A 23624-nucleotide genomic window follows, 5' to 3' on the forward strand; every position below is an offset into this window, starting at 1 on the left:
ACATAATGGGCATAGATACAGACGAGCTGCGACTGTTTATCCTCGCGGCAGAATTGCTGAACATCAGCGCAGCCGGTCGGAAGCTGGGCATGGCTCCGGCTGTCTCCAGCGCAAAGCTGTCCAAGCTTGAACATAGGCTGGGCTCTGAGCTGTTGCATCGGACCACGCGCAGAGTATCCTTATCTGTCGAGGGCGTGGATTTCCTGCCTTTTGCGCGCGAAATGGTTGCCCAGGAGGAAGCGGCACTTGCTGCGCTAGGACAAGGGTCAGCCAAAGCAAGTGGAACGCTGCGCTTTACGGCGCCCAGCACTTTCGCACAGATCTATATCGCGCCAATCCTACCCGAATTTCTCGACAAGTTCCCCGATGTGACGCTGGATTTACGCATGTCTGACCTTCAGTTCAATCTTATCGAAGGCAGCTATGACCTTGCCTTAAGGTATTCCCCGCTGTCGGACACGAGTTTGAAGGGGCGCAAGCTGGCGGATGACAAACGCATTCTCTGTGCGTCGCCGTCCTACCTAAAGACCCACGGGACACCTGCAACCCCGTCTGATTTGGCGCGTCACAGACTCATAGCTTTCAGCAATCTTGATCCAAGGCCCCTGAAATCTGCTCAAGGCGATATCGCAATGTTTGAGTACGGCGACAAAAAAAACCAGTTGATTGTGGATGACGGGCTCACCCAAAAGCGCGCAACAATAGCGGGAGCTGGCATTTCGATGAATGCACTTTGGAGCGTTCATGAAGAACTCACCTCAGGACTGCTAGAACACGTCCTACCCGATTATGAGGCCGCGGAAGAAAACGTGTTGTGGATGATCTACCCGAAATCCAACGTGCTTTCGCCAAAAGTCCGGGTGTTCATGGACTTTCTCATCGCAAAGATTGGAAAGAACCCGCCGTGGGAGAGTAAGCTCCGCGAGCTTTCAAGAGCCAGCGGCGGCGTTGGTCAGTGACCTCAGCTAGGGTATATCAGATTTACAGATCATTCGCAGCCATAGGTGTTCCATAAAACGAGGTCGGTTGTCTGAGCAAAGCCGAGTTTGCCTTCAGCCAACCATCCTCTAAGGCCGTTTAGATCAGTTTATTCTCGGCCCAAGGTGCTCAGATGACGGAAATCCCTATCAGATCGATTATTGTTTCGCTTGTCGCCATTCGACAGATGCAGGCGCGTCATGAGGTTCTTCTTCTTAAGAGGACCCAAACTTTGATTGGCGAATGGTGCCAAGTTGCTGGTAGTATTGAGGACGGTGAAACAGCTTGGCAGGCCGCTGTTCGAGAGCTGGCCGAAGAGACCGGCTTGCGGCCCAGAACTTTGTATTCGGCGGATATTTGCGAGCAGTTTTATGAAGCAGATCGCGATGCCATCACTGTGGCACCGGTCTTTGTTGCATTCGTAGATGCCACTGCCCAGGTTTCATTGAATCACGAGCACAGCGACTACCGCTGGGTTTGCTTTGATGACGCGATAGAAATGGTTGCTTTCGGGGGCCAACGGCGCATTCTCCGCTGGATAGAGGACGAATTCGTGAAGCGAAAGCCGAGCAGTCATCTTTTGATCGATCCGGGTTAGGCAGTATCCCAAGCTATTTGCAAGTGGTCCTATTTCGACCGATTTTCGCCGTAAACACGAAACCCATCAGTGGACAGGAATCATCCGCCAAAGCCAGGCCCATGCTTTAGATACGCGAATAAGTGGTATGCGTTTCTGGCAGTGGTGCTCAGGCTAAAGCCTCCCTATCTGACTGCGGCCGCAGTGACAGCTCGCTGGTCCATTGGGGCACTCAGCCATAAATTGGAGGTTAATACGATGAACACCCAGGTTTCACGCGCAACCGGGCTGGACCAAGTGTCAAAGGCCCTGCAGTCAGTGCACCAGCATCTGCTCACCTTTCAAGCAGAAAGGGCAGGCTTCACTGGCAGTCCGCTAAAACTGTTCGATCGCGCAACAAAGGACAGTGCATTCGTTTGGCTAAAACCGCTCCGAGACGCAATCGTGGCGCTTGATGAACGCTGTGCGGATAGCCAGAAAATATCGCCTGAGGAATCAAAGGCCTACGGTGATCAATGCCGCGCGTTGCTCAACGCGGAAACCGGTCCGTTTCGCGATGGTCTGAACGCGGCTTTCCAATCTAAACCAGAGGCGATCTGGGCCGTCGGAAACGCCCGAAGGGCCATTGAGGCATTAGGCTGATGCAAACAAGACCGACTGGTCTTTGAAAAGGGGAGACCGCGAAGCGACTTTGATCGCCTCGCGGTTTCTTTGAACCTCTAGACTTAGAACGGCGCAAAACCGTCGCTTTTGTTCTCTGGCAAACTCCATCGATGGGCAGGCTTAATGTCTGGTGCAGGCGCACCTTCCATTGGGATTTGCCCACGATCACCGTAAAGCCAGAGAACAAAATTGAAGCGCTCGCCACTGGTGATCGGCTCTGAAGCATGGGGGACACTACCGTGATGGATCAGGGCTGTTCCAGGTTCAAAGGTGAGTTTTTCAACACGGCGCGAGTCAGGATCAATGAAGCTGACGGCAGAACCAGAATAGTCCTCTCCCGGCAGATTCAGGTTGATGTTCAATGTCACCGCCGAAGCATCCGAATGGGGTCGCAAAGACGTGTCCTTGTTCGCCTGCCATTGGATTGAAAATCCAAATGTCTGGGTGTCATAGCCGTGCACATCCGGAAACAAAAGTCGAGAAACGGGGCGCATATAGCGGTTCATCAGTTCCTGATAAAACGACTGAAACGTCGGTGCGGCGAGATAGCCCTTGGAACGCGGATCTAACATAGCTCCACCGCGATTCAGCACGATGCCGTAAGGCGGGCGCAATGGAATGTCGGCCTCCGAAACAGCATCCATATAGGCGCGTAGGGTGGCCAATTGATCCAGATTGAAGAATTGGGTGCGATAGACGCCGGGAAATACTTCCTCCCACAGATCCTTTACCGCCCCTTCTTTGTTTGGGTCGGTCCACGCGGTCTCAATGGCATCACGCAGGCGCGGGTCGAAAATCGAATTGTCCAGTTTGGGGAGATCACTGCCGAGACTCGCCTCCCATTCTGACCAGGCATCGGCAAAAAGTGTCTTGTTCTCATCCCAGAAGTACTGGACCGAAGGCGCGCGTTGCAGCATCTCTTCTCGTGAAGGTCTCTTGATGGTGTGCGCGCGTTGAAGCGAGGTCTGTGTCATTGCTCAAAGTCCTTATCGGTATGCGGTGATTGTGCTTCGCTCCATATTTATTTTATAGAAATCGGAATTAAACGAGATGGTTTTGAATTCAGAATTCGGTTTTTACCGCTAATTTAGCTGTCCCACCCAACCTTTCCGGGCCTGATAACCTGCTCCAGGGACCTGCCCGGAACAGGTTTTTGCACAAGGAAGCGTGGGGGCTTCAACGGGCCTTTGCCTCATACTCTGCAAGGATCGCATCCAAATCCTCTTCGGTCGGCGGATGTCCTGACTTGTCGCGTATTGCGAGACCCCCGGGTCACGCAGATGCAGCGAGTGGCCGGTTCGGTGAAGCTACATTGCGATTTGGCTTGGCGCGATGAATGACCGGTTTGGGCCGTACTTACTAGTTGTGGTGGGAGTATCGCCCATCGACTCTTTTTGAGGGCCAGCGGGATTTGGATAAACCAAACGCCCCTGGCCGCCAGGGTGAGGGCGCGGCCCTCCCCCTCGGGCAACCCTATTAGACAGGGCCGTGTCCTCGGCTGCGCCTGCGGGCCGCACCACCCCTGTCGAATAGCATTGCCTCGCCCCCTCCCGCGTTCGCCACGTGGCAGATCAGCAGGAACAGGCGGCTTCGCCGTCTGATCTGCAAATCAGCCCTGATTTTCCGGAGGGGAAGTCAGATCAAACGAAACAATCTGGGGCCAGTTAGATTTGGACAAGCCAAACGCCTCTGGCCATCAGGGGTAAGGCGCTGCCTTCCCCCTCGGGCAACCCTATTAGACAACACCGTGTCCTCGGCTACGCCTGCGGGCCGCACCACTATTGTCGAATAGCATTGCCTCGCCCCCATCCGCGTTCGCCACGAGGCAGATCAGCAGGAACAGGCGCCTTCGGCGTCTGATCTGCAAATCAGCCCTGATTTTCCCAATGGAGAAGTCAGGATCATTGAAACCGGTCTAGGTGCTGGATGAAGGATGTGAGGCGAAAATGGAAAGGTTCTGTCGCTGGTGGCAGAACTATGTGTCGCCTGACAACAGGGATTAAGTGGCGGACCGAGGAGGATTCGAACCCCCGACCCCTTGATTCGTAGTCAAGTACTCTATCCAGCTGAGCTATCGGTCCACTTGGTGACGCGCTGTCTAGACCCAGTGCAGAGCGGGCGCAACCCCAATTCCACGAATTTTCGTTCAAAAGGTTCCGTCGCCGCGCGGCAGGAGAATTTCGAAGCTTGTGCCTGTCTCATCCGTCTTTTTCAGACACAGCTCACCGCCATGACCGCGCACCAGTTCAGCTGCAATCGCCAGGCCAAGCCCCGAACCGCCCTTGCGCATGCCGCCCTGAAAAGGGGTGAACAGGTGTTCCCGTGCTTTGGCAGGCAATCCTGGACCACTATCGTGGATCTCGATGCGCCAGTCCTGATCGGTCTCTCTGGCCGACACGCGAATTTCTCCGGGTTTGCCGGTGGCGACGATGGCCTGGCGGGCGTTGCGCACGAGGTTCATCACCACACGGAACAACTGCTCGGGATCGGCCCGGACCAGCAGTCCTTCGGGAATGTCCATACTGAAATCGACGCAGTTATCGGGAACTGCCAAGGTTTCGCTGGCAATCACGTCGGCCACAACCTCTTGCAGGTCAACCATGGTCAGCGTGGGTGCAGGTTCTTCGGCCCGACCAAAGGCCAGCGTGCTTTCGCACAAAGACACTGCGCGCGTGATCGAGTTGACCAGTTTCGGCGCCATGCGCCGGACAAGCGGGTCATCGCTGGCTTCGATACGATCGGTGAATAGCTGGGCGCTGGTCAGGATGTTGCGCAGGTCATGGCTGACCTTGGCCACCGCTCCGCCCAGCTGTGCCAATCGCTCGCGTTGTTTCAAGGCATGGGTCAGCTGGGTCTGCAGCATCAGCAGCGCATCTTCGGCCTCGCGCAGCTCAGTCACCGAGGCGTTGGGGCTGATGATGCCGCGCGCATCTTCTGGCGCGCTGGCATAGCGCTGCATGTAGCCCACCACACTGCGGATCGGACGCACCAGCAGCGCGCGCACCGCGAGAAAGAGCAGCGAAGCGGTGATGATAGAGATAAAAAGCGACAGGGCGAGAATACGCAACCCGTAGTCAATCATCGCCATGCGCAGCGGCTCGGTTTCCATGGTGATTTCGATCAGCAGCCCAGCATCGCGTACCGGTTCGCCGATCACGCGGATGATCTGATTGTCCCGATCACCCAGGCGCAGCATCGCGTCTCGGATCAAAACCCAGGCGCTAGCCATGCGCAGATCATAGGTCTCGGCAATCTGGTCGGGGATCGGCGAGGAGAGCATCAACTGGCGCACTTCATTGCGACGCAGCACCACGTTGAAGACACCGGCATTCTCCAGCAACTCAGCCTCAAGTTCCTCTGCCAACATGTCATCGGCAAGGAGCGCCAGCGAGGCGATCTGGGCGCGTTCCAGACGGTTGAGCAGGAAATCCTCGCGGAATCGGGCGATCGACGGCACGAAGATCAGCACTTCGGCCAACATGACAAACACCGTTGTAAGGATCAGAAATCTGCCCGAAAGCGAGTTCAGCATGTCACCTTTCCGGTCAGGGGATCCATTTCTGGACGAATCCGACCACCCGTTTCACTGCCTGGTTCTCAAACAGCCTTGGCGAGAAATAGGCCCCTGCAGCGCGCTTGTTGACCTCTCCGATGGTCGGATAGGGCGACACCATTGCAGCGACCTGACTCATCTTCAGGTTATTGGCCAGAGCGAGCGACCACAAGTTGATCAATTCCCCGGCCTGGTGACCCACGATTGTCACTCCCACGGGGCGGCCTTTGACCACCATCACCTTGATAAAACCGGTGGTTTTTCGCTCGGCAATGGCACGATCATTGTGGTGATAGTCAAAGCGCACGACCTCAAGCCGGGTGCTGTACTGGGTTCGCGCCTGCATCTCGGTCAACCCGACCTGCGCCAGTTCAGGATCGGTATAGGTGGCCCAGGGGATATGGCCGGTCTTTGCCTTTGACGGCAGCCCGAACAGGGCCGAGCGGATGATGACCCCGGCGTGATACCCCGCCACATGGGTGAATTGCAGCCCGCCCGCGACGTCCCCGATGGCATAGATCTTCTTGTTGGTGGTGCGCAGGCTGTCATCCACCTTGATGCCAGTGCGCGTGACATCGACCCCGGCAGCTTCGAGGTTCAATCGGTCCATATTGGACTTGCGGCCAACCGCCAGCAGCAGATGGGTACCGACAAAGCTTCGCCCGTCCTGGGTGGAAACGGTGATGGCACCAGCCTGCCCCGCAACCTCGGACACCAAAGCATCTTCGGCGATCTCGACGCCTTCGCCGCGCAGCGCGTCCAGCACAACTGCCGCCGCCTCGGGATCATCCTTGCCCAGCGCCTTCATGCCTTCGATGACGGTGACCTTGCAGCCAAGCCGCACATGCGCCTGTGCCATTTCCATGCCGATGGGACCACCACCGATGATCAGCAGATGTTCGGGCTTTTCGCGCAGATCGAAGAGGGTTTCGTTGGTTTCATAAGGAACCTTGTCCAGCCCCGGAATTGGTGGCACCAGCGGAGAGGAGCCGGTGGCGATCACCACCCGGCGGGCCGAGATCACCTGATCACCCGCCCGCACCTCGGTCGGTGAGATGAACGTGCCATATTCACGGATCACCCGCACCCCAAAGCCTTCGAAGCGTTCCTGGCTGTCCATCGGGGTGATCTGGGCGATCACGTCATGCACGTGATCCTTCGCGGCGGCATAGTCGACCTGCGGGGCGACATCAGCCACGCCAAAGCGCGCGCCGTGACCCTGGCCATAGGCCTGCTTCGCGCTCGCAAGCAGCGCCTTGGAGGGAACGCAGCCGAAATTCAGGCAATCGCCGCCCATCCTGTGCCCTTCCAGCAGGGTCACATCGGCCCCCATCTGGCTGGCCCCGGCCGCTACCGACAAGCCGCCGGACCCAGCCCCGATGACCAGGATATCCGTCTTGATAGGGGTCATGGCTCAGATCTCTTTCTTGCCGCGCAGGGCGCGAATGGCGATGGGTAGCGCAGCCAGTACGCAAAGGCCCAGAATCGGCCCGATGATAAAGGGCTCCCACAGCAGCGACAGGTCCGGTGTCTCGCCCCGGTCGAACACGCCGCCCAGACCGACGCCGATCCAGGTGAACACGATTGCGCCCGGAATGATGCCCAACGCCGTTGTCATCACAAAGTTCCGCAGTTTCACGCCAACCAATGCTGGAACCAGATTGGCCACAAAAAACGGCACCGCAGGCACCAGCCGCAGCAGGAACAGCACTGAAATCTCGTTCTCGCGCAGACCGTCGCGCAGCTTTTTGATCGTTCCTTCCGAGGAATCGAGCTTCGCCGTCAATGTTGCCCCCAGCCCCCAGCGCGCGGCCAGAAAGATCGCCGTGGCTCCGATGGTGGCCGACACCACATTCAACCCGGTGCCCATGCTCAGGCCAAACAGGAACCCGCCTGTCATCGAGGCCACCGCCGCGCCGGGAAGTGAGAACGCCACGATCAGCACGTAGAGACCGACAAAAGCGGCGGCCATAGTCAGATAATTGCCGTCACGAAAGGCCAGCAGCGCCTCTCGATTGTCGCGCAGGGTCTCGAAACTCAGGTAATCGCCCAGCGTCACCGCCCCGATGACGGCAACGCTGAGGATGACCAGTAAGGGGATATGCCGCGCCAGCCCGCGGCGCGGCATTTCTGATGTGTCGCTCATGGTTTTCAGCTTTTTGTCGGATCTCATGTTGCCCCCAACATGCGCCGCCTGGGCGTTTAGAAACAGATGCTTCACAACGCGTTGAAGTTTTGCCCGCCAATTGTGAGATAACGCCACGTATTCCGCCCGGATTGAAACCTTTCCCACCGGATCGACGCCATTTTTGTTGCAAAAGACGCTTCCGAGGGTTTGACTTACCCGGGAAGGGGCCGTAAAGGACGGACTTCGAATAACAGACCGGGAGGCGATTCCGCGCCGCGCCCGACCGCAAGAGATTGGAGACGGAGCGATGAAACGCACCTATCAGCCTTCGAACCTGGTTCGCAAACGCCGCCACGGGTTCCGTGCGCGCATGGCCACCAAGGCTGGCCGCAAAATCCTGAATGCCCGCCGCGCCCGCGGCCGCAAGTCGCTGAGCGCTTAAGGCTAATCGACAGCAGGTATTGCTTATGACACCGCCGGAGGCCCCCATGGATGGTTCGACCAGCCAAGGGAATAGCCCTCCGGCGGTGTCCGTTTGTGTGCCGATTATCGTGTTGCGCAAACGCGCCGAGTTTCTGAAAGCGGCCCGCGCGCGCAGGCAAGGCACCGCTTCAATGATGGTGCAGGCCCGCAAACGCGGCGCGGATGAGGCTGTCGGCATACGCGCGGGCTTTACCTGTTCGAAAAAGGTCGGCAATGCCGTGGCCCGCAACCGCGCCAAGCGGCGGCTGCGCGAGGCGGCGCGGCTGGTGTTGCCCGAGCGGGGCAAGCCGGGGTGGGACTATGTGCTGATCGGACGGCGCGACGTTACCGCGAACCGCCCGTTCGATCTGTTGGTGCAGGACCTGCGCCATGCGTTGCGCAAATTGCATGCAGGTAAGCCATGACCTTGTTTGCCCATGTCGTGGCCGTGCCGATCCGGCTCTATCGCCTGATCTTCAGCCCTTGGGTCGGGTTCAACTGCCGCTATCAACCCACCTGTTCTGCCTACGCGCTGGAGGCGCTGGAGAAGCACGGCGCAATCAAAGGCGCGTGGATGGCCGCCAAAAGAATCGCGCGCTGTCATCCGCTGGGCGGCGACGGCTATGACCCGGTGCCGGACGACAAGAAGAGCTGATCTGCTCAGAACAGTCCGAGATTGCCCTGCGTGGTGCGCGCCCGTGTCGGAATCACCTCTCGGTCCAGCTTGCCCAACAGGGTGTGGTGAAGGTCCTCATAAAAGCGCGGTGCGTCAAAGTACCAGCTATGGCTCGCTGACTTGCCGTCATCATAATCATCGCGGGTGTCATTGAAGAACTTGCCGCAATAGAGATTGACGGCCTTTTCATGATGATCCGCTGGCATGCCCACCCGGCCCAGCCGGCGTGACACGCCAACGCGCTTGATCTCAGAGACCGAGAGTATTTCGTCGAACGGGCTGTAATAACACGTCAGCCGCGTACATCTGCGCATCAGGGAAGACGTCTTGGGATTGCCGTTGCTGAAGGATTTCGACGACACATCCGCCGCCACAAAGGCGATCTGGCTGGTGGTCCAACTGGTCTGTGCGGTGGCATGGTCGTCATCTGCGTAATCCATCGCCTCGCGCACCAGATAGGTTCCCATGGAATGGGCCAACACATGGATATTATAGCGGCAATCCGGCGTCTGCATCCGAGACAGCCGGTTGATGCCGTGGACAAACAGCTTGTCCGCCGAGCGGCGCGCATCAGCGCGATCCGAGTTGTAACCCAACACCGACCCGTCGCTTGGCCAATCGAAGCTGATGACCACCCCGGTAAACCCCTGCGCCTCCAGCCCGACGCGAATCTTCCGGTGACGTTCCAGCATCTCGAACTGCTCGGTGTTGAACCCGTGCACAAAGACCACGATATGCCCGTTCTCTTCATCAGTGGCACCAGCCTCGTCCTGAACCCGACCAAGCCATTGCGAGACCGGCAGTTCGTGTTGTCGAGCGGGTTGCCGGACATTTGATGGAATCGCCAGATAGCGCGCGCCGCCCAGCCTGTTGGAGTAATGGTCACCGCTGCGGGCGCGGACGGAAAAGAAATAGTCCATGGCTCAAACCTCTCGAAGTACAATGCTGGCCCAGCCTAACATCGATCTCGGGCCTTTGCAGCGCGACGTTTCGATAGTTTATGCCCGCAAGCTTGAAGAGAGGCGCAATGCTGGACGATGACAGCGATCTCTCCCCTGTTCGCCGAGGCGCCCTCGACCACCGAGTTCAAGAAGCTGCACAAACGGATCGCACGCCGTGCCCGCAAAGCGACCGAGCAATACAGCATGGGCGGCGGACGGCGTCATAAGCACCTGATTTTGCTCGAAATAGAGGCAAGAGTCGCGCGTACAGGAACGACCGGTCTTCGTGTAGGAGCGATCTAGGCTTGGGACTGACTTCCAGATCAAGTGTCGATAGCTGTCAGCGATGTCTAAGGCAGGCTTTTCGGTTGATCACCTGTTCGCAGAAAACACAAACAGCGCAAGCGTTCGAATTTCTCAACAAAGTCGCAGGAAAGAGATCCTTCGCCGCATCTTTGAGGGCAACTCCTCCAATCTGTCAAAAGCGGTCATTTACAATCGAGGGTGCAACAACTGCCATGCTCAAGGCAGCACCAAAAGTGAGCAAAGCGCAGAGAGCGGACTTTGCAAAGTCCGGCGTGCGGCCCAAACCAATAGTTCGCCGGAAGCAAACGTCGCTGCTTTACCTACTGAGAGCAATCGCTAATCGTTAAAGCTCCCGATCTCATAGTTTGGCGGTAGACCGCTTATTGCGCATCGCTTTAACAATTGGCCAGGCGATCACCAGAAGTGTGGCAATTACCAACATGGCTGCGACCGGACCTTGATGCGATGTACTGGGAACGGCTGTTTCGGATATCGGTGAAGAAATCGCAGTCGGCGCTTAGCATTCCAGCCCATGATACGCAGCACTGGTCGATCACCGGACATTCCCAAACAGTATTGCAGACCAAGCGCCAGCTGGATCAAACCGCGCGAAGGTGCAACATGCCGACCAAAGCGTGCGACACAACCAAGTCGATCACTCTCCTAGATGCCTTTCTACCTCGGTGTCCAATCGTATCAAAATTTGGGTATTACCCGAAAAGCGCGCGCGGGCGGTTTCGTAAGAGGCCCGCGCCTTCTCGTCTTTCCCAAGCACCGTGTAGGAACGAATCAGCATGATCCAGTCATCGGGGCTGTCGGGCTCTTCCTTCAATCGGGCCGCAAGCCCCTCAACCATCCCGGAAATCAGGTCAGCCTGCTCATCTGCGTCCATATTTTGTACCGCAGCCACCTGCTCAGCCGACGGGCCGGCTGGGTCTGGGCGCAAGAGATCCAGACCCAGCATGCGCATGGCTTCGTCCAGTTTTTGTTGCACAAAAGGCGCGGCGGCGTAGTGTTCGCGCGCGGTTGTGATCGCCTGTGCCGCGCCCGCGCTGTCGCCCTGTTCGGTCCGGATCGTCGCCAGTTCGATCCAAGCCTGGTGATCCATGGGGTCCACCGCTAGTGCGGTTTCGAGCTCGGTTGCGCGGACCACTGCCAGATCGCTGGCGTTTGAGCCACCGGCGGCAGCGATCTCGGTCGGTGTGGCATCGGGCAGGTATTGCCGCACATCGTGTTTCAGAAACCGCGCCATGTTGACGATGTCGCGCCGCACCAGCGGCAACCACGGTGCATCCGGGGCCGAGGCGAAGGCCAGATCCGTCCAATCCAGCAAAGCGGTCTCGAAATCCTGCGCCTGCGCCTTGGACAGAGCGACATAGTAGCGGGCGCGGGGGTCATCCACGGTTTGCAACACCTGCTCAAAGATCACCCGCGCCGCCGCAGGCACCTTGTTGCCATTGGCCAGAACCATGGACTCGCCATAGGCCGAAAGGATGCCGGGACGGTCGCCGCCCAACTCCACTGCGCGCCTGTAAGCGTCAACGGCCGAGGCATGATCACCAGTTGCGGAATAAGAGTTTGCCAACGTCCACCAGGTCTCAAACGACTCGGGCAGCTCAGAGGTTCGCTGGATTAACAGCTGAATCCGGCTGTTGATATCCCCGGCAGAGGCGCGACGTTCAAGAATTTCGGTTTGACGGATCGCGAGCGGCTGATCGCTATCTTCGGGCGTGCCAAGCGCGGCGTAGAATGCGACGGAGGCGACCACATTGACCCCGACAAGCGCCAAAGCCATTGGAAGGGACCGGCGCGACATCGACATGCCTGCCCCCAGATCGCGCGCGGCCTTGAGCGCCCGCTGCTCTATCTCGCGCTGAGCCGCGTCGCGCTCGGCCTCGGTGATCAGGCCCCTTGCGTGGTCCTGTTCCACCTCGTCGCGCTGATCGCGGAACACGGAAATCGCGCCCTCGGCATCGTCCAGCTCCATCTGTCCGTTCCGCAGGAACGGGCGCGCGGTCCACAGCGCCAGCAGCGTCGCGATACCGATAATGATGAACCAGAATGTCATTGTGATCCCTCCCCATCAAGAAGGTGCTGCGCCCGCGCGCGGTCCTCATCCGACAATACCTGCGCCCGGGCAGTCAACGGGCGGCCCCGAAGGTACATGATCAGAAAGAAGCTGCCCAAACCCAGCAAAACCAGCGGTGCCGACCAAAGCGCATAGGTATGCGCCGCCATCCGGGGTTTGAGCAGAACATAGTCGCCGAAGCGTTCTGAGACATAGGCCAGTATCTCACTGTCGCTGTCGCCCTCGATCATCCGCTCTCGGACGACGACGCGCAGGTCCTTGGCGATCCCGGCATTGGAATCAAAGATCGACTGGTTCCGGCATTTCAAGCAGCGCAGCTGACGGCCGATATCACGCGCGCGTGCCTCTTGCGCCGGGTTGTCGAACATCTCGCCCGGATCAAGCGCCAGGGCGGGGATCGACAGTGAAAGCATCAGTATCGCGGCGCTGAGCAGACAGGCTGATAGGTGTCGTATCATCGGTGCCCTTCCTTATTCTGCGGGCTGCAAGGCAGCGCGGGACCGGCTGGGCGCACCAACCCGCAAGCGGCGGTCGGAAAGCGACACCAGAGCGGATAGCGAGATCAGCAGCGCGCCGAGCCACATCCAGGGCACGCCCGGATTATAGTAGTACCGCATCACGAAACCGCCGCCGCCATTGGGGTCGCCCAGAACCGCGTAGAGGTCACCATGCCAGAGCGTCCGGATACCCGCCTCGGTCGTGGGCTTCTGTTCGACCGGGTACCAGCGGCGTTCGGGTTTCAGCGTGCTGACAAGCGTACCGTCCCTGAACACTTCAACCGTCGCGATCGAGGTCTGGTAGTTCGGGCCGGTGGTGTTTTCGATCCCGTCCAGTACAAACGCGTATGGCCCGACTGCGATGCGCTCGCCCGGCTGCACGGTCTGAATGACCTCGGATTTCCACACCGACACCGCGATCACGCCCGCTGCAGCGATGGCGAGGCCGCCATGACCCAGGTAAAGGCCCCAGGCCGAGCGCGGCAACCCAATAATGCGGCGCAGTGCGACATCCGGTTTCACCCCCGGCAGTCCGATGCGAACCGCCAGATCTTGCAGTGTTGCAACGGCCAACCAGAGCGCGATGAACACGCCCAGCAGGCCCACGGGATCGCGTAACCCGGCAACAAGCAACACCAGCCCGAGTACGGCTGCGGCAACGATCGCGGTCAGCGCAGCCCGGCGTAGTACGACGGCGCGGCGCGCGCGCTTCCACGATAAAAACGGCCCAATCCCCGCTGCCAACATCGCGATGCCAAAGATCGGCAGGAAGGCCTGATTAAAATAGGGCGCCCCGACACTGATCTTGGCGCCGTTGATCAGTTCAAGCGCCAGCGGGTAGAGCGTTCCGACAAACACCACCCCGCAGCCTGCGGCCATGAGCAGGTTGTTAACCAGCAGACCTGTTTCTCGCGACCAGATGGCAAAGACACCGCCCTCGTTGATCTGCGGTGATCGCCAGGCGAACAGCACCAGCGCGGCACCGATATAAAGCGCCAGCAGTAACAGGATGAACGCGCCGCGTTCGGGATCTGTGGCGAAAGCATGGACCGAGGTCAGGATGCCCGAGCGCACAAGGAACGTTCCGATCAGGCTCAGGCTGAAGGTCAGGATGGCCAGAAGGATCGTCCATTTCAGCAGCGCATTGCGTTTTTCTACCACGATGGCGGAATGCAGCAGGGCGGTGCCGATCAGCCATGGCATGAAAGATGCGTTTTCCACCGGATCCCAGAACCAGAACCCGCCCCAGCCCAACTCGTAATAGGCCCACCACGATCCCAGCGCGATCCCGGCGGTTAGGCCGGACCAAGCAATCAAAATCCAGGGGCGCATCCACCGCGCCCAGGCCGGATCAATCCGGCCCGTGATCAGGGCCGCCACCGCAAAAGAAAACGCCGTCGAAAACCCGACATATCCCAGATAGAGCAGCGGCGGGTGGAAGGCCACGCCAGGGTCCTGCAACAGAGGATTCATGCCTTGCCCGTCCAAGGGTGGCATCGCGACCCGTTCGAACGGGTTCGAGGTGAGCAGGATGAACAGATAAAACCCGATCCCGATCATCCCCTGCACCGAGAGGACGGTCGAACGCATGCGCACTGGTATCATGCGCCCGAAGAGAGAAATCAGCACACCGAACAACGCTAGCATCAGCACCCAGAGCAGCATCGAGCCCTCGTGATTGGCCCAGACTCCAGTCACCTTGTAGAGCATGGGTTTCGCGGAATGAGAGTTCAGCGCCGCGATCCGGACAGAGAAATCCGACACCACGAAAGCATAGGTCAACGCCCCGAACGCGGTTGCGATGCCCAGAAACTGGACCTCGGCAGCGCGGTCGGCAACCTGCATGGCGGATGCATTACCCCTCAGCATACCCCAGAGCGGCACGCAGGCCTGAATGATCGACGCAACCAGTGCAAGTATCAGCGCGAAATGCCCAAGTTCGACAATCATCCCGCGGTCTCCCTGATCGAGTTGCAGCCTGCCTGCGCCAGCCCCGCCATACTGTTCGCTCGCCGGAGTACCGCGACGGGCAGGCGCCGTTCGATCGCGGCGAAGTCGGGGACAGCGTATTCCGTGGGGGAAAAGAAGCGCACCAGCCCGCTTTTCTTTAGGCGGCTCATGATGCGGCTGACCGTTTCAGTGTTCAGGCCCAGATAATCGGCAATATCCTCTCGTGACATCGGCAGCGTGACCGCGCTGTCCGAGACGCACCGCCCCTTGGTTCGCACAACCATTTCGGCCAGAAACAGGATCACCCGCTCGGTGCTGTCAAGCCGCCCCAGCGTAGCCACATGCCGCGAGGCGGTTTCCAACTGCTTGTGGGTAACCCTGAAGATCGACAAGATGAAGCTGGGGTTTTCCCGCAGAGCCCCGGCATAGGACGAGAAATCCTGCTCGCATATGACGCAATCATCCAGCGCCTCAAGCCAAGTATCCGACTCGGGTGCCGCAAGCAGCCCGCAGGTGGTCTCCCCAATCGTTTCAAGCGAGATGATCTGACGGCGCCCATCCTCAAATGTCCGGCAGATCGCGGCAGTGCCTTGAATGATGGTCCAGATTTTCAGACAGGCCTGCGCGCTGGCTACGAGCCGATCACCACGATTGAGCGAGATCAGATCGGTGCGGCTCTGCCGTCTTGCCGGGTCCTGAAACTGGCAGAACCGGCTGTGGCAGGCAATGCACTCGTCTGCCCCGCTGAGCGGGTGCCGAGCATCGGAACCGGTGATCATTTCACTCTCCCTGGGCGCTTTTTTAGCTTCCTTGGTGAGGCGATGCTAAAGGTGATCGTTTTGTGTTTCTTTGAGATACATCAAGGTGCAGAACCCCTTATTTCTTGGGGTTTGAGGCTCAATTCAGAAATTCTGATAAATGTCAGGGCGCGATCACAGGGGCTCACGGTAGCGTGAGGGGAATCGGATTCTCAGCTCAACAGGAGTCTGCTCCGTGCGACGCTTTTGCTTCTTTATACTGTTCTTCATCGCTACTGCGGGCTTTGCCGCCGCTCAGGATGTGCCGCACGAGGTGACGCCGGATCTGGCTGCCGAAAAAGGGTGCCTGTCCTGTCATGAAGGCATCGAGAAGTTCACCACGGGTGCGATGATGGAAACCATCGAGGCAATAGGCCCGGACTATGGCGACCCGGCGGGTTGCGTTGTCTGCCATGGCGGCAATGCTCAGGGGCTGACAGCGGAACAGGCTCATGAAGGCACCCATCCGGAACTTGCCGATGCGGGCGGGCCGCACATGTTCTACCCTGATCCGGGCGCGGTCTGGATCGCCGACAAGTCCTGCGGCCAGTGTCACGATGGATATGCGGAACGCCTGATCAAATCGCTGATGAACACCGAAGCGGGCAAGCTGCAGGGCAACCTGTGGTCGTGGGGTGTGATCGACACGCATCGCTCTGTCTACGGCAACTATGATCTGGTGGACGAGGACGGCTATGTGCCCACCGTCGGCACCGAGGCCTATGCCGAGTACATCACCGCCTACGCCGAGGCGCATCCCGATCAACTGCCTTCGTCGATGGAGCAGGTGCCGGATGTGGATGTGGACGAGATCTCGGAACATCCCAATCTGGCCGGGATCACCTATTCGCGCCAGCAATGCCAGCGCTGCCATGTCGGCGTTACCGGACGTGAGAAGCGCGGCGATTTCCGCGGCGCAGGCTGTTCTTCATGCCACGTCCCTTATTCCAATGACGGGTTCTACGAGGGGGGCGATCCGACAATTGCCAAGGACCAACCGGGCAAATTGATGACCCACCAGATGCAGGCCACGCGCAAATCCAAGGTCAAACATGGCGATCTGGAATATTCCGGTATTCCCAACGAGACCTGTTCTTCTTGTCACAACCGCGGCAAGCGGATCGGCGTCAGCTATCAGGGCATCATGGAGTTCCCCTATGGCTCGCCCTATGACCCGCAAGGGCAAAAGCAGCCCAAGCTGCACACCAAGAACTATGTCTTCGTGAAAGACGACCTGCATCACCAGGTGCAATCGCGACCTGGCAACCCCGAAGGCGGCATGCTTTGCCAGGATTGTCACACCACCGTAGATATGCACGGCGACGGCAACCTGCCCGGCACGACGCTGGCACAGGTCGAGATTGAATGCGAGGACTGCCACGGCACCGTAAGCAAATTCCCATGGGAATTGCCGCTGGGCTATGGCGAGGAATTTCAGCTTGAACTGGCGGACAATCCGCGCGGCCTGACCGAGGATCTGACTGCCGAACAATACATGGCCGAGGTCTATGAGCCCGAGGATGGATACCTGCTGACCGCTCGCGGCAACCCCTTCGGCAATGTGGTCAAGAAGGACGACAAGGTCATCCTGCACTCCGCCTCTGGTCTCGATTTCGAAGTGCCGGTGCTCAAGCAAATCTCGCTTGACGGCACCTGGAAGTCCCCCAATGCCGAGGTCGCGATGAACCGGGTCGGTCAGCATATGGAAAGCATGGAATGCTATGCCTGCCACGCCGACTGGGCCCCGCAATGTTATGGCTGCCACATCACTGTGGATTATAGCGAGGGCAAGACGGATGTGGACTGGATTAACAACGCCAATGCCCGCGAAGAAAACGGCCTGACCGCCGATGCGCCTTTGGGCACCAACGGTCTGACCGGCCCCGGCAAGGTCTCGGAAACCCGCTCCTATCTGCGCTGGGAAGAGCCGGTGCTCGGCATCAATGGCGAAGGCCGCGTCAGCCCGCTGATGCCCGGATGTCAGGTGATCACCACCGTGATCGACAAGGACGGCAACACCGTTGCGCATAACGAGACCTGGATGACCCCCGATGCAGGCGGCACCAAGGGCCTGGACCACGCGGCCGTGCAGCCACATACGGCTGGTCGCGAAGCCCGCAGCTGTGAGAGCTGCCATAACAATCCCAAGGCACTGGGTTACGGCATCTCTGGCGGGCGGTTCATGAACGGCTACGAGGATGGCTTCGTCGTCGATCTGGAGACTGCCGATGGCACGATCATTCCCAACCGGACCCAGTTGCAGTCCCAGCCCGTTCCGTCACTGGATCATGACCTAAGCCGAATCGTTACCGAAGACGGTCAGCAACTGGTCACCGTCGGTTCACACTGGCCGCTGACCGGTCCGCTGCCACAGGAGATGCGCGAGAAAATGGAGCGCACGGGCCTCTGCATGGGCTGTCACCAGAATATGACCAACGAAGACCTGTGGTCCCGCGTGAACTCGCCCGGCTTCGTGGACAATGAAGAGCATCAGGAGGTCATGAACCAAGCCGTTCAGGCCCTGGCGAAAGAGAAATCGGAGTAGCCGGGGGCGTGCGGACCCGGCGATAGTCGGGCCAGTACAGACATTCAAGCCATGAGGAACACAAAGATGCGCGCAGCCTTGATCATCGCTTCCATGACCGTGGCCGGGGCAATCTCCAGCTTACCCGCACTGTCACAATCGGTTTATACGGCGGGCGAGCTTCTTTCTCCTTGTCAGGAATCCGACAATGACGCGCGCTGGGGTGATGCGGCAGAGACAGAATGCGAACAATATCTGATGGGCTTTGTCGGTGCGCTGCGACTTGTGGGCGCCAAAGCCGATTTGGGTATCTGCGCTCCCGAACTGAACACCGCCGACGAGGTGCGTTGGGCATTCATGCGCTGGGTCCACGCCTCATACACCGAACGCACAAGGCTCCCCGCATCAGATGCAGTCATGGCAACGCTCCAGGAAGGCTTTCCCTGCCAATAGTCAGATATTGGCAACCAAATATCAGTGTGCGTTTTGCTGTCCGACATCAGCGGATTTTCGGTTGAGTGTAGCAACGGGAGCTGTCGCAAGGTTTTGAAACTGCTCGGATTTGGCCGATTTCTTCGATGCTTACAACCACGCTCGCCGCTTGAAGACACGCAGCGGCCTCACGCCTCACAAATACATCTGTAAAATCTGGACTTCAGAGCCAGACAGATCGGCGTTGTGGAGCAAACTTATTACCGCTGGTGAAAGAAATGAGCCGTTGAAGGCGCCATTGGTTCGAGCCCAACGGCGAATGCGGAATGGGTGTAAACCAATTTAAGGAACTAAGGCGGCTTCAGAAGGAAAATGAGCGGCTCAGGCGTGCGGTATCAGACCTGATGCTCGACAAACTTATCCTGACGGAAGCATCGAAGGGAAACTTCTAAGCCCCCTCGTCGCCGTGCTTGTGTCGATCATGTTCGCAGCCAGTTCAAAGTTTCCGAGCGCCGTGCATGCCGCGTACTGGGACAGCACCGATCCACGCAAAGGCGTTTTCCACGGGGCCCACCCGATGAAGAACAGCTGGTGGCCGACATGATCGAACTTGCCAGGCAATATGGTCGGTATGGGTATCGCCGGGTTGCGGTGTTGCTGAGAGAGGCTGGATGGTCTGTCAGTGATGGGCGCATTGAACGGCTTTGGCGACGAGAGGGGCTGAAGGTGCCTGCAAAACAGCCCAAGAAGGGACGGCCTTGGCTAAACGATGGTTCATGTGTTCGGCTCAGGCCGGAACATAGCAATCATGTCTGGGGCTATGACTTCGTGCATTGTCGTATCGATGAAGGGAGACCTTTCCGGACGTTGAACAACGAGACTTTGTTCGCCAGTGGTTCGAGAACAATGGTCGAGTGATGAGTTCAGCCGGGAGTGCTTGGCAATCAGGGCAAAGCGAAAACTAAACTCGGCGGATGTGATCGATGCTCTGACGGATCTGTTCATTCTGCGCGGCACACCGTCCTACATCCGTTCAGATAACGGTCCTGAGTTCGTTGCTATGGCGGTTCGCGACCGGATTGCAGCTGTCGGAGCCAAAACGGCATACATCGAACCAGGCTCGCCTTGGGAGAACGGATTTTGCGAAAGCTTCAACGGTCGCATGAGGGACGAGCTATTGAACGGGGAAGTCTTCTACCTACTCAGAGAAGCGCAGATCATCATCGAAGAATGGAGGAAGCACTACAACATCAAACGACCACACAGTGCACTGGGCTATCGCCCTCCTGCACCGGAAACCATCATCCCGATGGAAAACAGGCCTATCATGCACTAGCAATCACGTTGGAACCGTCAGATAGGACTGCTCAATCGCTCTGATCCCTTAGGAAAAATCAGGCAGCACAACGTCCGCCAGATGTTCGAGAGTTGTGTCGATGGGCGCTTGATTGAACCGCAGGTTCAGCGCGACGTGATTGACCCCGAGCGTTGCTATCTCGTGCAGATAGCTGCGCAGGAAATCGGTGCCGGACTGAAACCCTAGGTGGATCGGGCGTGGGGGCGCAGCGGGATCAGCGAGGATGTCGACATAGAGCGATTGCATAACGGGCTTTTCCGGTTGGCCCGCTGCCTTCACGCGTCGCCGGTAATCCGCGATGACCTGCCCCTGGGCTGCTGCGTTGCGCGGATAGGTCATCCAACCATCTCCGTTCTGCGCCACCCAATCGGGTGTTTGCTGGCTAACACCGGTAATGAGCATGGGCAGGCGTGCGCCGTGAGGCTTTGGCAATAGATCAATGCCGCCAGACAGTTTGCCCTGCGCATTTTCATGCTTGGGATAGGCTGATCCGGCCGCGCGGATATACTCAAAGCTATCGCGGAAACGTGCTCCGCGGTCGTCAAAGCTCTGGTTCATCGCCGGGTACTCCTCAGGCCGATCGCCTGAGGCAACACCCAACAGCAACCGCCCGCCCGAGAGCACATCCGCGGTCGCCGCCGCTTTGGCCACATGGGCAGAGTGGCGCAATGGCAGGATCACACTCGCCGTTCCAAGCGCAATCCGGTCTGTCGCTGTTGCAAGCGCGCCCAGATAGACAAATGGATCGAACACCTGACCGGCATCACCGAAGCTTGGAACATTGAAGGGCACATCACGCAGCCAGAGTGCCACAAACCCGAGAACTTCTGCCCTGCGAGCCGCTTCCAGATGCCCCTGCAGAGTCGGCTCTGCGCCCACCCCGTATGCTTCGAGCGGTAACACAAGACCGACGCTCAGCCGTCCGGGACGAAACACTTGGTTGTAGGCCACGTTGATCTCAGCAAACTCAGCGGGCTGTATTTTGTCCAACATATCTGAGCACTCCTTCAATAGCGCACCAAGGTGCGGCTCTCGATGCTCTTGCGAATGGTGGTAACGTCGGGATCCTCGACCATATCAAGCGCGCTATGCGCAATCGATGGCAGACCTTGATTGTCATAGATATTGAAGACCGCCACTTCATCCGGAGTCATTTTGGATTGATAGACCCATTCATGTTCCGGGTTTCCCACCAGCCCCATGATTTGCCCCTTGCGGTCAGGATAGATCAGGTCCAGCAGAATCCAGTCGGATGGATCAACCGATGACGGGCGAACGAAGCCAAGAGGCGCTGAATTGATAGGATGCTCCACAGGCCGCCAGACATTGACAAAAGCATAGTGACCTTGCGCCCATTCCTCTGCGGCCTCGACCCCCAACAGGTCGGTAAGGCGCTGCTCGGCTCCGTCCTTGCTGTAGTCGCTGTGGACGTTGCGCGCCGGTTGGCGCGTCGCATCAGGGTCATCCATCCGAACCGTGTGATCAAACACCACAACCTCTCGCGCGCCAAGCCTGTCCAGAAGCATCGCCGTCAGTTCCGCATCGTAGGTCGGTTTCCAGACGTCACCGGCAAAATCTCGGACCAGCGTTTTCAGCGGCATGAATTCAACGGCATCGGATGCAAATGTGACTGACGGGCTCGTCGCACGGTTGTCTGCCAACGCTACGGATGTTGGGGCCAGCTCGGGGGAAATCAGGTTTCCCGCAATACCACCTGCATCCAGTTCAAAAGCTTGCCGATAGGGCTTGTGAACATGGTAGTTGACTGTGGCCGTCCGTGTCATGTGCGCCTCCTGCCTAAGCTCTGTTGCTTCCGTGATGGGGATTTAGTGTTGATCAATTTCCAGATAAACTGGCAATTTTCGGATTGATAATTCGGATTTCTAATATAATGGACCTCGATACAGACACGCTTGGATTGTTTGTGACGACAGCAGAGATGCTGATCATCAGCGCTGGCGGGCGCGCGTTGGGCTTGGCCCCAGCCGTATCCAGCGCAAAGCTCGCCAAGCTGGAGCAAAACCTATGTTCCGAACTTTTGCACCACAGGACACGAAAAGTGGCGCTGTCGGTCGAAGGTGGAGATTTCTAGCTATTTGCCGGTGAAATCATCGCTCAGGGATGACCCGCGCCATCGTTGCGGTTCGAAGCCACCGGCTTTCATCCGCATAACGCCCCGATTCCTAAAAAGTTAGCCTTTCACCCACTCCGGTTCCGTTTCGGTTTGCGTTTTTTGAAACCGACACCACCCAATGGACCCCATGCGATCAACTTAATACCGTCAATTCACCTTCACTTCTGTGCTACGCGGCAGAGCCGTGTCTATCGTGTCAACGCCAATTCGGAGGTTTGGAACGCCCTCCTCCATAGCAACCTCGCCACTCAGCGTAAGCCCCGCGAAGTCCCAAAGCTTCGGGTCCAGCAAATGCGAGGGTCTCGCGTTCATCAGCGCCCTGAACATGACCTGTCGGCGACCGGGAGAGTTCCTCTCCCAGCTGTCCAGGATTTGCTTCACCTGTTGGCGCTGCAGACCATCTTGAGACCCGCAAAGGTCGCAGGGAATGATTGGATAGTTCATCGACCGCGCGAACTTCTCGCAATCGGCCTCTGCCACATGGGCAAGGGGTCGCAGGACGAACAGATCGCCTTCCTCATTCACCAGCTTAGGAGGCATGGTGGCCAATCGCCCGCCGTGAAACAGGTTCATAAAGAACGTCTCAAGAATATCATCCCGATGATGGCCCAGCACGACTGCTGAACAGCCTTCCTCCCGAGCGATCCGATAGAGATTTCCCCGGCGCAGTCGCGAACACAGCGCGCAATATGTTCGGCCTTGGGGCACCTTGTCCACGACGATCGAATAGGTGTCTTGGAATTCAATCCGGCTTGGCACACCCATATTTTCCAGGAACTCAGGCAAGACCGTTGCCGGGAAGCCCGGCTGACCCTGATCAAGGTTGCAAGCCAGAAGATCAACCGGCAAAAGCCCTCGCCACTTCAACTCGATCAAGATCGCCAACAGAGTATAGCTATCCTTGCCACCGGATAAGCAAACGAGCCAGCGCGCATCGCTCCGGTCGACCATGCGGTACTGCTCTACCGCTTCGCGAACGTTGCGCACGATCCGCTTGCGCAGCTTTCTAAACTCCGTCGTGCGTGGAGCCCCATGGAAGATTGGGTGGATATCATCAAGATCTTTGGTCATCGGAGACGGAATAGGACAAATTTTGGTGTTCTGAAACCCTTTCGGGTCAACCAGTGCCGCCCAATCAACACGACCAGCTTCGATGATACCAGTCGAGCTCATCGACGCGTACCCAAATGAACTACAAATAGGTGTGAATGTTCTTTTGCCCGCTGGCCCATGTGACGGAGGCCGATTGAGAGAAATTTGCCACCGCGATGAACTCCCCCATCATCCCCTGCGATCTGTGCGGCAGTCAGGACGGGCTGCAGCGCCAGCAGGTCAAACAGAGTCTCGACCAACGGGAAAAGAACGCACCGGGCCGCAGGCAGGTGATGTTCCGAGCACTGATGAATGCGCGCGCCTCGCATCTGCTGGACCCAAAACTGTTCGATTTTATGGGATTGAGCCATTCCAAGGACGAAATTGACGCGGATTCGTCTGAAATTCCGCAATTTCGTTAACACATCGCTCAGACTGGTTTTCTAAGCTCAGGCAGACTCAAATGCA

Annotated in this window: 22 protein-coding genes, 1 tRNA gene and 3 pseudogenes; 13 read left to right on the forward strand and 13 right to left on the reverse strand. The window is 58.2% G+C overall.

Features of this window, described 5'->3' with window-relative positions; genetic code table 11:
• The first annotated feature begins 11 nt into the window (after nt 1-11).
• The 3 genes from Q5Y75_RS23145 to Q5Y75_RS23155 all read left to right on the forward strand — a co-directional run bounded on the left by Q5Y75_RS23145 (nt 12) and on the right by Q5Y75_RS23155 (nt 2197).
• Nucleotides 12-959, forward strand: a complete 948-nt coding sequence (locus tag Q5Y75_RS23145; RefSeq protein WP_306202100.1) for a LysR family transcriptional regulator — start codon at nt 12-14, stop codon at nt 957-959.
• Nucleotides 960-1111: 152 nt separating this feature from the next.
• Nucleotides 1112-1576, forward strand: a complete 465-nt coding sequence (locus Q5Y75_RS23150; protein ID WP_306201990.1) for an NUDIX hydrolase — start codon at nt 1112-1114, stop codon at nt 1574-1576.
• Between the two features lie 237 nt (nt 1577-1813).
• On the forward strand, nt 1814-2197 hold the full coding sequence (locus tag Q5Y75_RS23155; protein ID WP_306201992.1) for a hypothetical protein: 384 nt from the start codon (nt 1814-1816) through the stop codon (nt 2195-2197).
• Nucleotides 2198-2280: 83 nt separating this feature from the next.
• Here the strand turns inward: Q5Y75_RS23155 and Q5Y75_RS23160 are convergent, their stop codons facing one another.
• The 5 genes from Q5Y75_RS23160 to Q5Y75_RS23180 form a co-directional block, all read right to left on the reverse strand.
• Nucleotides 2281-3192: a 2OG-Fe(II) oxygenase family protein gene (locus Q5Y75_RS23160; RefSeq protein WP_306201994.1), complete on the reverse strand. Its 912-nt coding sequence runs from the start codon at nt 3190-3192 to the stop codon at nt 2281-2283.
• A 1030-nt stretch (nt 3193-4222) separates the two neighbouring features.
• Nucleotides 4223-4299 (reverse strand) — tRNA-Arg (locus tag Q5Y75_RS23165).
• A 65-nt stretch (nt 4300-4364) separates the two neighbouring features.
• Nucleotides 4365-5750 carry a sensor histidine kinase gene (locus Q5Y75_RS23170; protein ID WP_306201995.1) on the reverse strand — a complete coding sequence of 462 codons (1386 nt, stop codon included), beginning with the start codon at nt 5748-5750 and terminating at the stop codon, nt 4365-4367.
• A 13-nt stretch (nt 5751-5763) separates the two neighbouring features.
• A complete protein-coding gene (locus Q5Y75_RS23175) occupies nt 5764-7182 on the reverse strand; it encodes a dihydrolipoyl dehydrogenase family protein (protein WP_306201997.1) in 1419 nt (472 codons plus the stop codon).
• A 3-nt stretch (nt 7183-7185) separates the two neighbouring features.
• Nucleotides 7186-7917: a TVP38/TMEM64 family protein gene (locus Q5Y75_RS23180; RefSeq protein ID WP_306202102.1), complete on the reverse strand. Its 732-nt coding sequence runs from the start codon at nt 7915-7917 to the stop codon at nt 7186-7188.
• Nucleotides 7918-8206: 289 nt separating this feature from the next.
• Here Q5Y75_RS23180 and rpmH point away from each other — a divergent pair, with 289 nt between their 5' ends.
• From rpmH to yidD, 3 genes are read left to right on the forward strand one after another with little or no spacing between them, the layout of a single operon-like run.
• The gene (rpmH, locus tag Q5Y75_RS23185; RefSeq protein ID WP_005980833.1) at nt 8207-8341 is read left to right on the forward strand and encodes a 50S ribosomal protein L34; all 135 of its coding nucleotides are present in this window, start codon (nt 8207-8209) and stop codon (nt 8339-8341) included.
• A gap of 25 nt (nt 8342-8366) precedes the next feature.
• Nucleotides 8367-8786 carry a ribonuclease P protein component gene (gene rnpA, locus Q5Y75_RS23190; RefSeq protein WP_306202000.1) on the forward strand — a complete coding sequence of 140 codons (420 nt, stop codon included), beginning with the start codon at nt 8367-8369 and terminating at the stop codon, nt 8784-8786.
• Nucleotides 8783-9016 carry a membrane protein insertion efficiency factor YidD gene (gene yidD, locus Q5Y75_RS23195; protein WP_306202002.1) on the forward strand — a complete coding sequence of 78 codons (234 nt, stop codon included), beginning with the start codon at nt 8783-8785 and terminating at the stop codon, nt 9014-9016. Before rnpA ends, yidD begins: the two co-directional genes overlap by 4 nt.
• Before the next feature lie 5 nt (nt 9017-9021).
• Here the strand turns inward: yidD and Q5Y75_RS23200 are convergent, their stop codons facing one another.
• A complete protein-coding gene (locus tag Q5Y75_RS23200) occupies nt 9022-9957 on the reverse strand; it encodes an alpha/beta fold hydrolase (protein ID WP_306202003.1) in 936 nt (311 codons plus the stop codon).
• A gap of 117 nt (nt 9958-10074) precedes the next feature.
• Between Q5Y75_RS23200 and Q5Y75_RS28585 the strand changes: the two genes are divergently transcribed.
• Nucleotides 10075-10281: a hypothetical protein gene (locus tag Q5Y75_RS28585; RefSeq protein ID WP_371933299.1), complete on the forward strand. Its 207-nt coding sequence runs from the start codon at nt 10075-10077 to the stop codon at nt 10279-10281.
• Between the two features lie 658 nt (nt 10282-10939).
• Here Q5Y75_RS28585 and ccmI read toward each other — a convergent pair.
• Genes ccmI through Q5Y75_RS23225 form a run of 4 tightly spaced genes read right to left on the reverse strand, consistent with a single transcriptional unit; the run spans nt 10940 to nt 15599 of the window.
• A complete protein-coding gene (gene ccmI / locus Q5Y75_RS23210) occupies nt 10940-12352 on the reverse strand; it encodes a c-type cytochrome biogenesis protein CcmI (protein WP_306202005.1) in 1413 nt (470 codons plus the stop codon).
• Nucleotides 12349-12831 carry a cytochrome c-type biogenesis protein gene (locus Q5Y75_RS23215; RefSeq protein ID WP_306202007.1) on the reverse strand — a complete coding sequence of 161 codons (483 nt, stop codon included), beginning with the start codon at nt 12829-12831 and terminating at the stop codon, nt 12349-12351. Before Q5Y75_RS23215 ends, ccmI begins: the two co-directional genes overlap by 4 nt.
• Nucleotides 12832-12843: 12 nt before the next feature.
• The gene (locus Q5Y75_RS23220) at nt 12844-14820 is read right to left on the reverse strand and encodes a heme lyase CcmF/NrfE family subunit (protein ID WP_306202009.1); all 1977 of its coding nucleotides are present in this window, start codon (nt 14818-14820) and stop codon (nt 12844-12846) included.
• Entirely contained in the window at nt 14817-15599 is a 783-nt protein-coding gene (locus Q5Y75_RS23225) for a Crp/Fnr family transcriptional regulator (RefSeq protein ID WP_306202011.1), read from the reverse strand. The genes Q5Y75_RS23220 and Q5Y75_RS23225 overlap by 4 nt, the downstream gene beginning before the upstream one ends.
• A gap of 214 nt (nt 15600-15813) precedes the next feature.
• On the opposite strand from Q5Y75_RS23225, the gene Q5Y75_RS23230 reads away from it, so the two are divergent.
• From Q5Y75_RS23230 to Q5Y75_RS23245, 4 genes and pseudogenes are all read left to right on the forward strand, one after another.
• Nucleotides 15814-18162, forward strand: a complete 2349-nt coding sequence (locus Q5Y75_RS23230; RefSeq protein WP_306202013.1) for a hypothetical protein — start codon at nt 15814-15816, stop codon at nt 18160-18162.
• Between the two features lie 66 nt (nt 18163-18228).
• The gene (locus tag Q5Y75_RS23235) at nt 18229-18594 is read left to right on the forward strand and encodes a Rap1a/Tai family immunity protein (RefSeq protein ID WP_306202014.1); all 366 of its coding nucleotides are present in this window, start codon (nt 18229-18231) and stop codon (nt 18592-18594) included.
• A 118-nt stretch (nt 18595-18712) separates the two neighbouring features.
• Nucleotides 18713-18811 (forward strand): annotated as a pseudogene (locus Q5Y75_RS23240) (IS481 family transposase); the annotation flags it as partial.
• A gap of 85 nt (nt 18812-18896) precedes the next feature.
• Nucleotides 18897-19909, forward strand: a pseudogene (locus Q5Y75_RS23245) (IS3 family transposase); the annotation flags it as partial.
• 48 nt (nt 19910-19957) lie between these two features.
• Here the strand turns inward: Q5Y75_RS23245 and Q5Y75_RS23250 are convergent.
• Both Q5Y75_RS23250 and Q5Y75_RS23255 read right to left on the reverse strand, forming a co-directional pair.
• The gene (locus Q5Y75_RS23250; protein WP_306202015.1) at nt 19958-20923 is read right to left on the reverse strand and encodes an LLM class oxidoreductase; all 966 of its coding nucleotides are present in this window, start codon (nt 20921-20923) and stop codon (nt 19958-19960) included.
• A gap of 14 nt (nt 20924-20937) precedes the next feature.
• Nucleotides 20938-21714: a CmcJ/NvfI family oxidoreductase gene (locus Q5Y75_RS23255; RefSeq protein ID WP_306202016.1), complete on the reverse strand. Its 777-nt coding sequence runs from the start codon at nt 21712-21714 to the stop codon at nt 20938-20940.
• A gap of 107 nt (nt 21715-21821) precedes the next feature.
• On the opposite strand from Q5Y75_RS23255, the gene Q5Y75_RS23260 reads away from it, so the two are divergent.
• Nucleotides 21822-22022, forward strand: a complete 201-nt coding sequence (locus tag Q5Y75_RS23260; protein ID WP_306202017.1) for a helix-turn-helix domain-containing protein — start codon at nt 21822-21824, stop codon at nt 22020-22022.
• A gap of 189 nt (nt 22023-22211) precedes the next feature.
• Here the strand turns inward: Q5Y75_RS23260 and ttcA are convergent, their stop codons facing one another.
• On the reverse strand, nt 22212-23135 hold the full coding sequence (gene ttcA, locus Q5Y75_RS23265) for a tRNA 2-thiocytidine(32) synthetase TtcA (RefSeq protein WP_306202018.1): 924 nt from the start codon (nt 23133-23135) through the stop codon (nt 22212-22214).
• A gap of 143 nt (nt 23136-23278) precedes the next feature.
• On the opposite strand from ttcA, the pseudogene Q5Y75_RS23270 reads away from it, so the two are divergent.
• Nucleotides 23279-23578 (forward strand): annotated as a pseudogene (locus Q5Y75_RS23270) (tRNA 2-thiocytidine(32) synthetase TtcA); the annotation flags it as partial.
• Nucleotides 23579-23624 lie beyond the last annotated feature (46 nt).

The sequence above is a fragment of the Ruegeria discodermiae genome (assembly GCF_030758345.1).
In the GTDB taxonomy this organism is placed as follows: Bacteria; Pseudomonadota; Alphaproteobacteria; order Rhodobacterales; family Rhodobacteraceae; genus Ruegeria_C.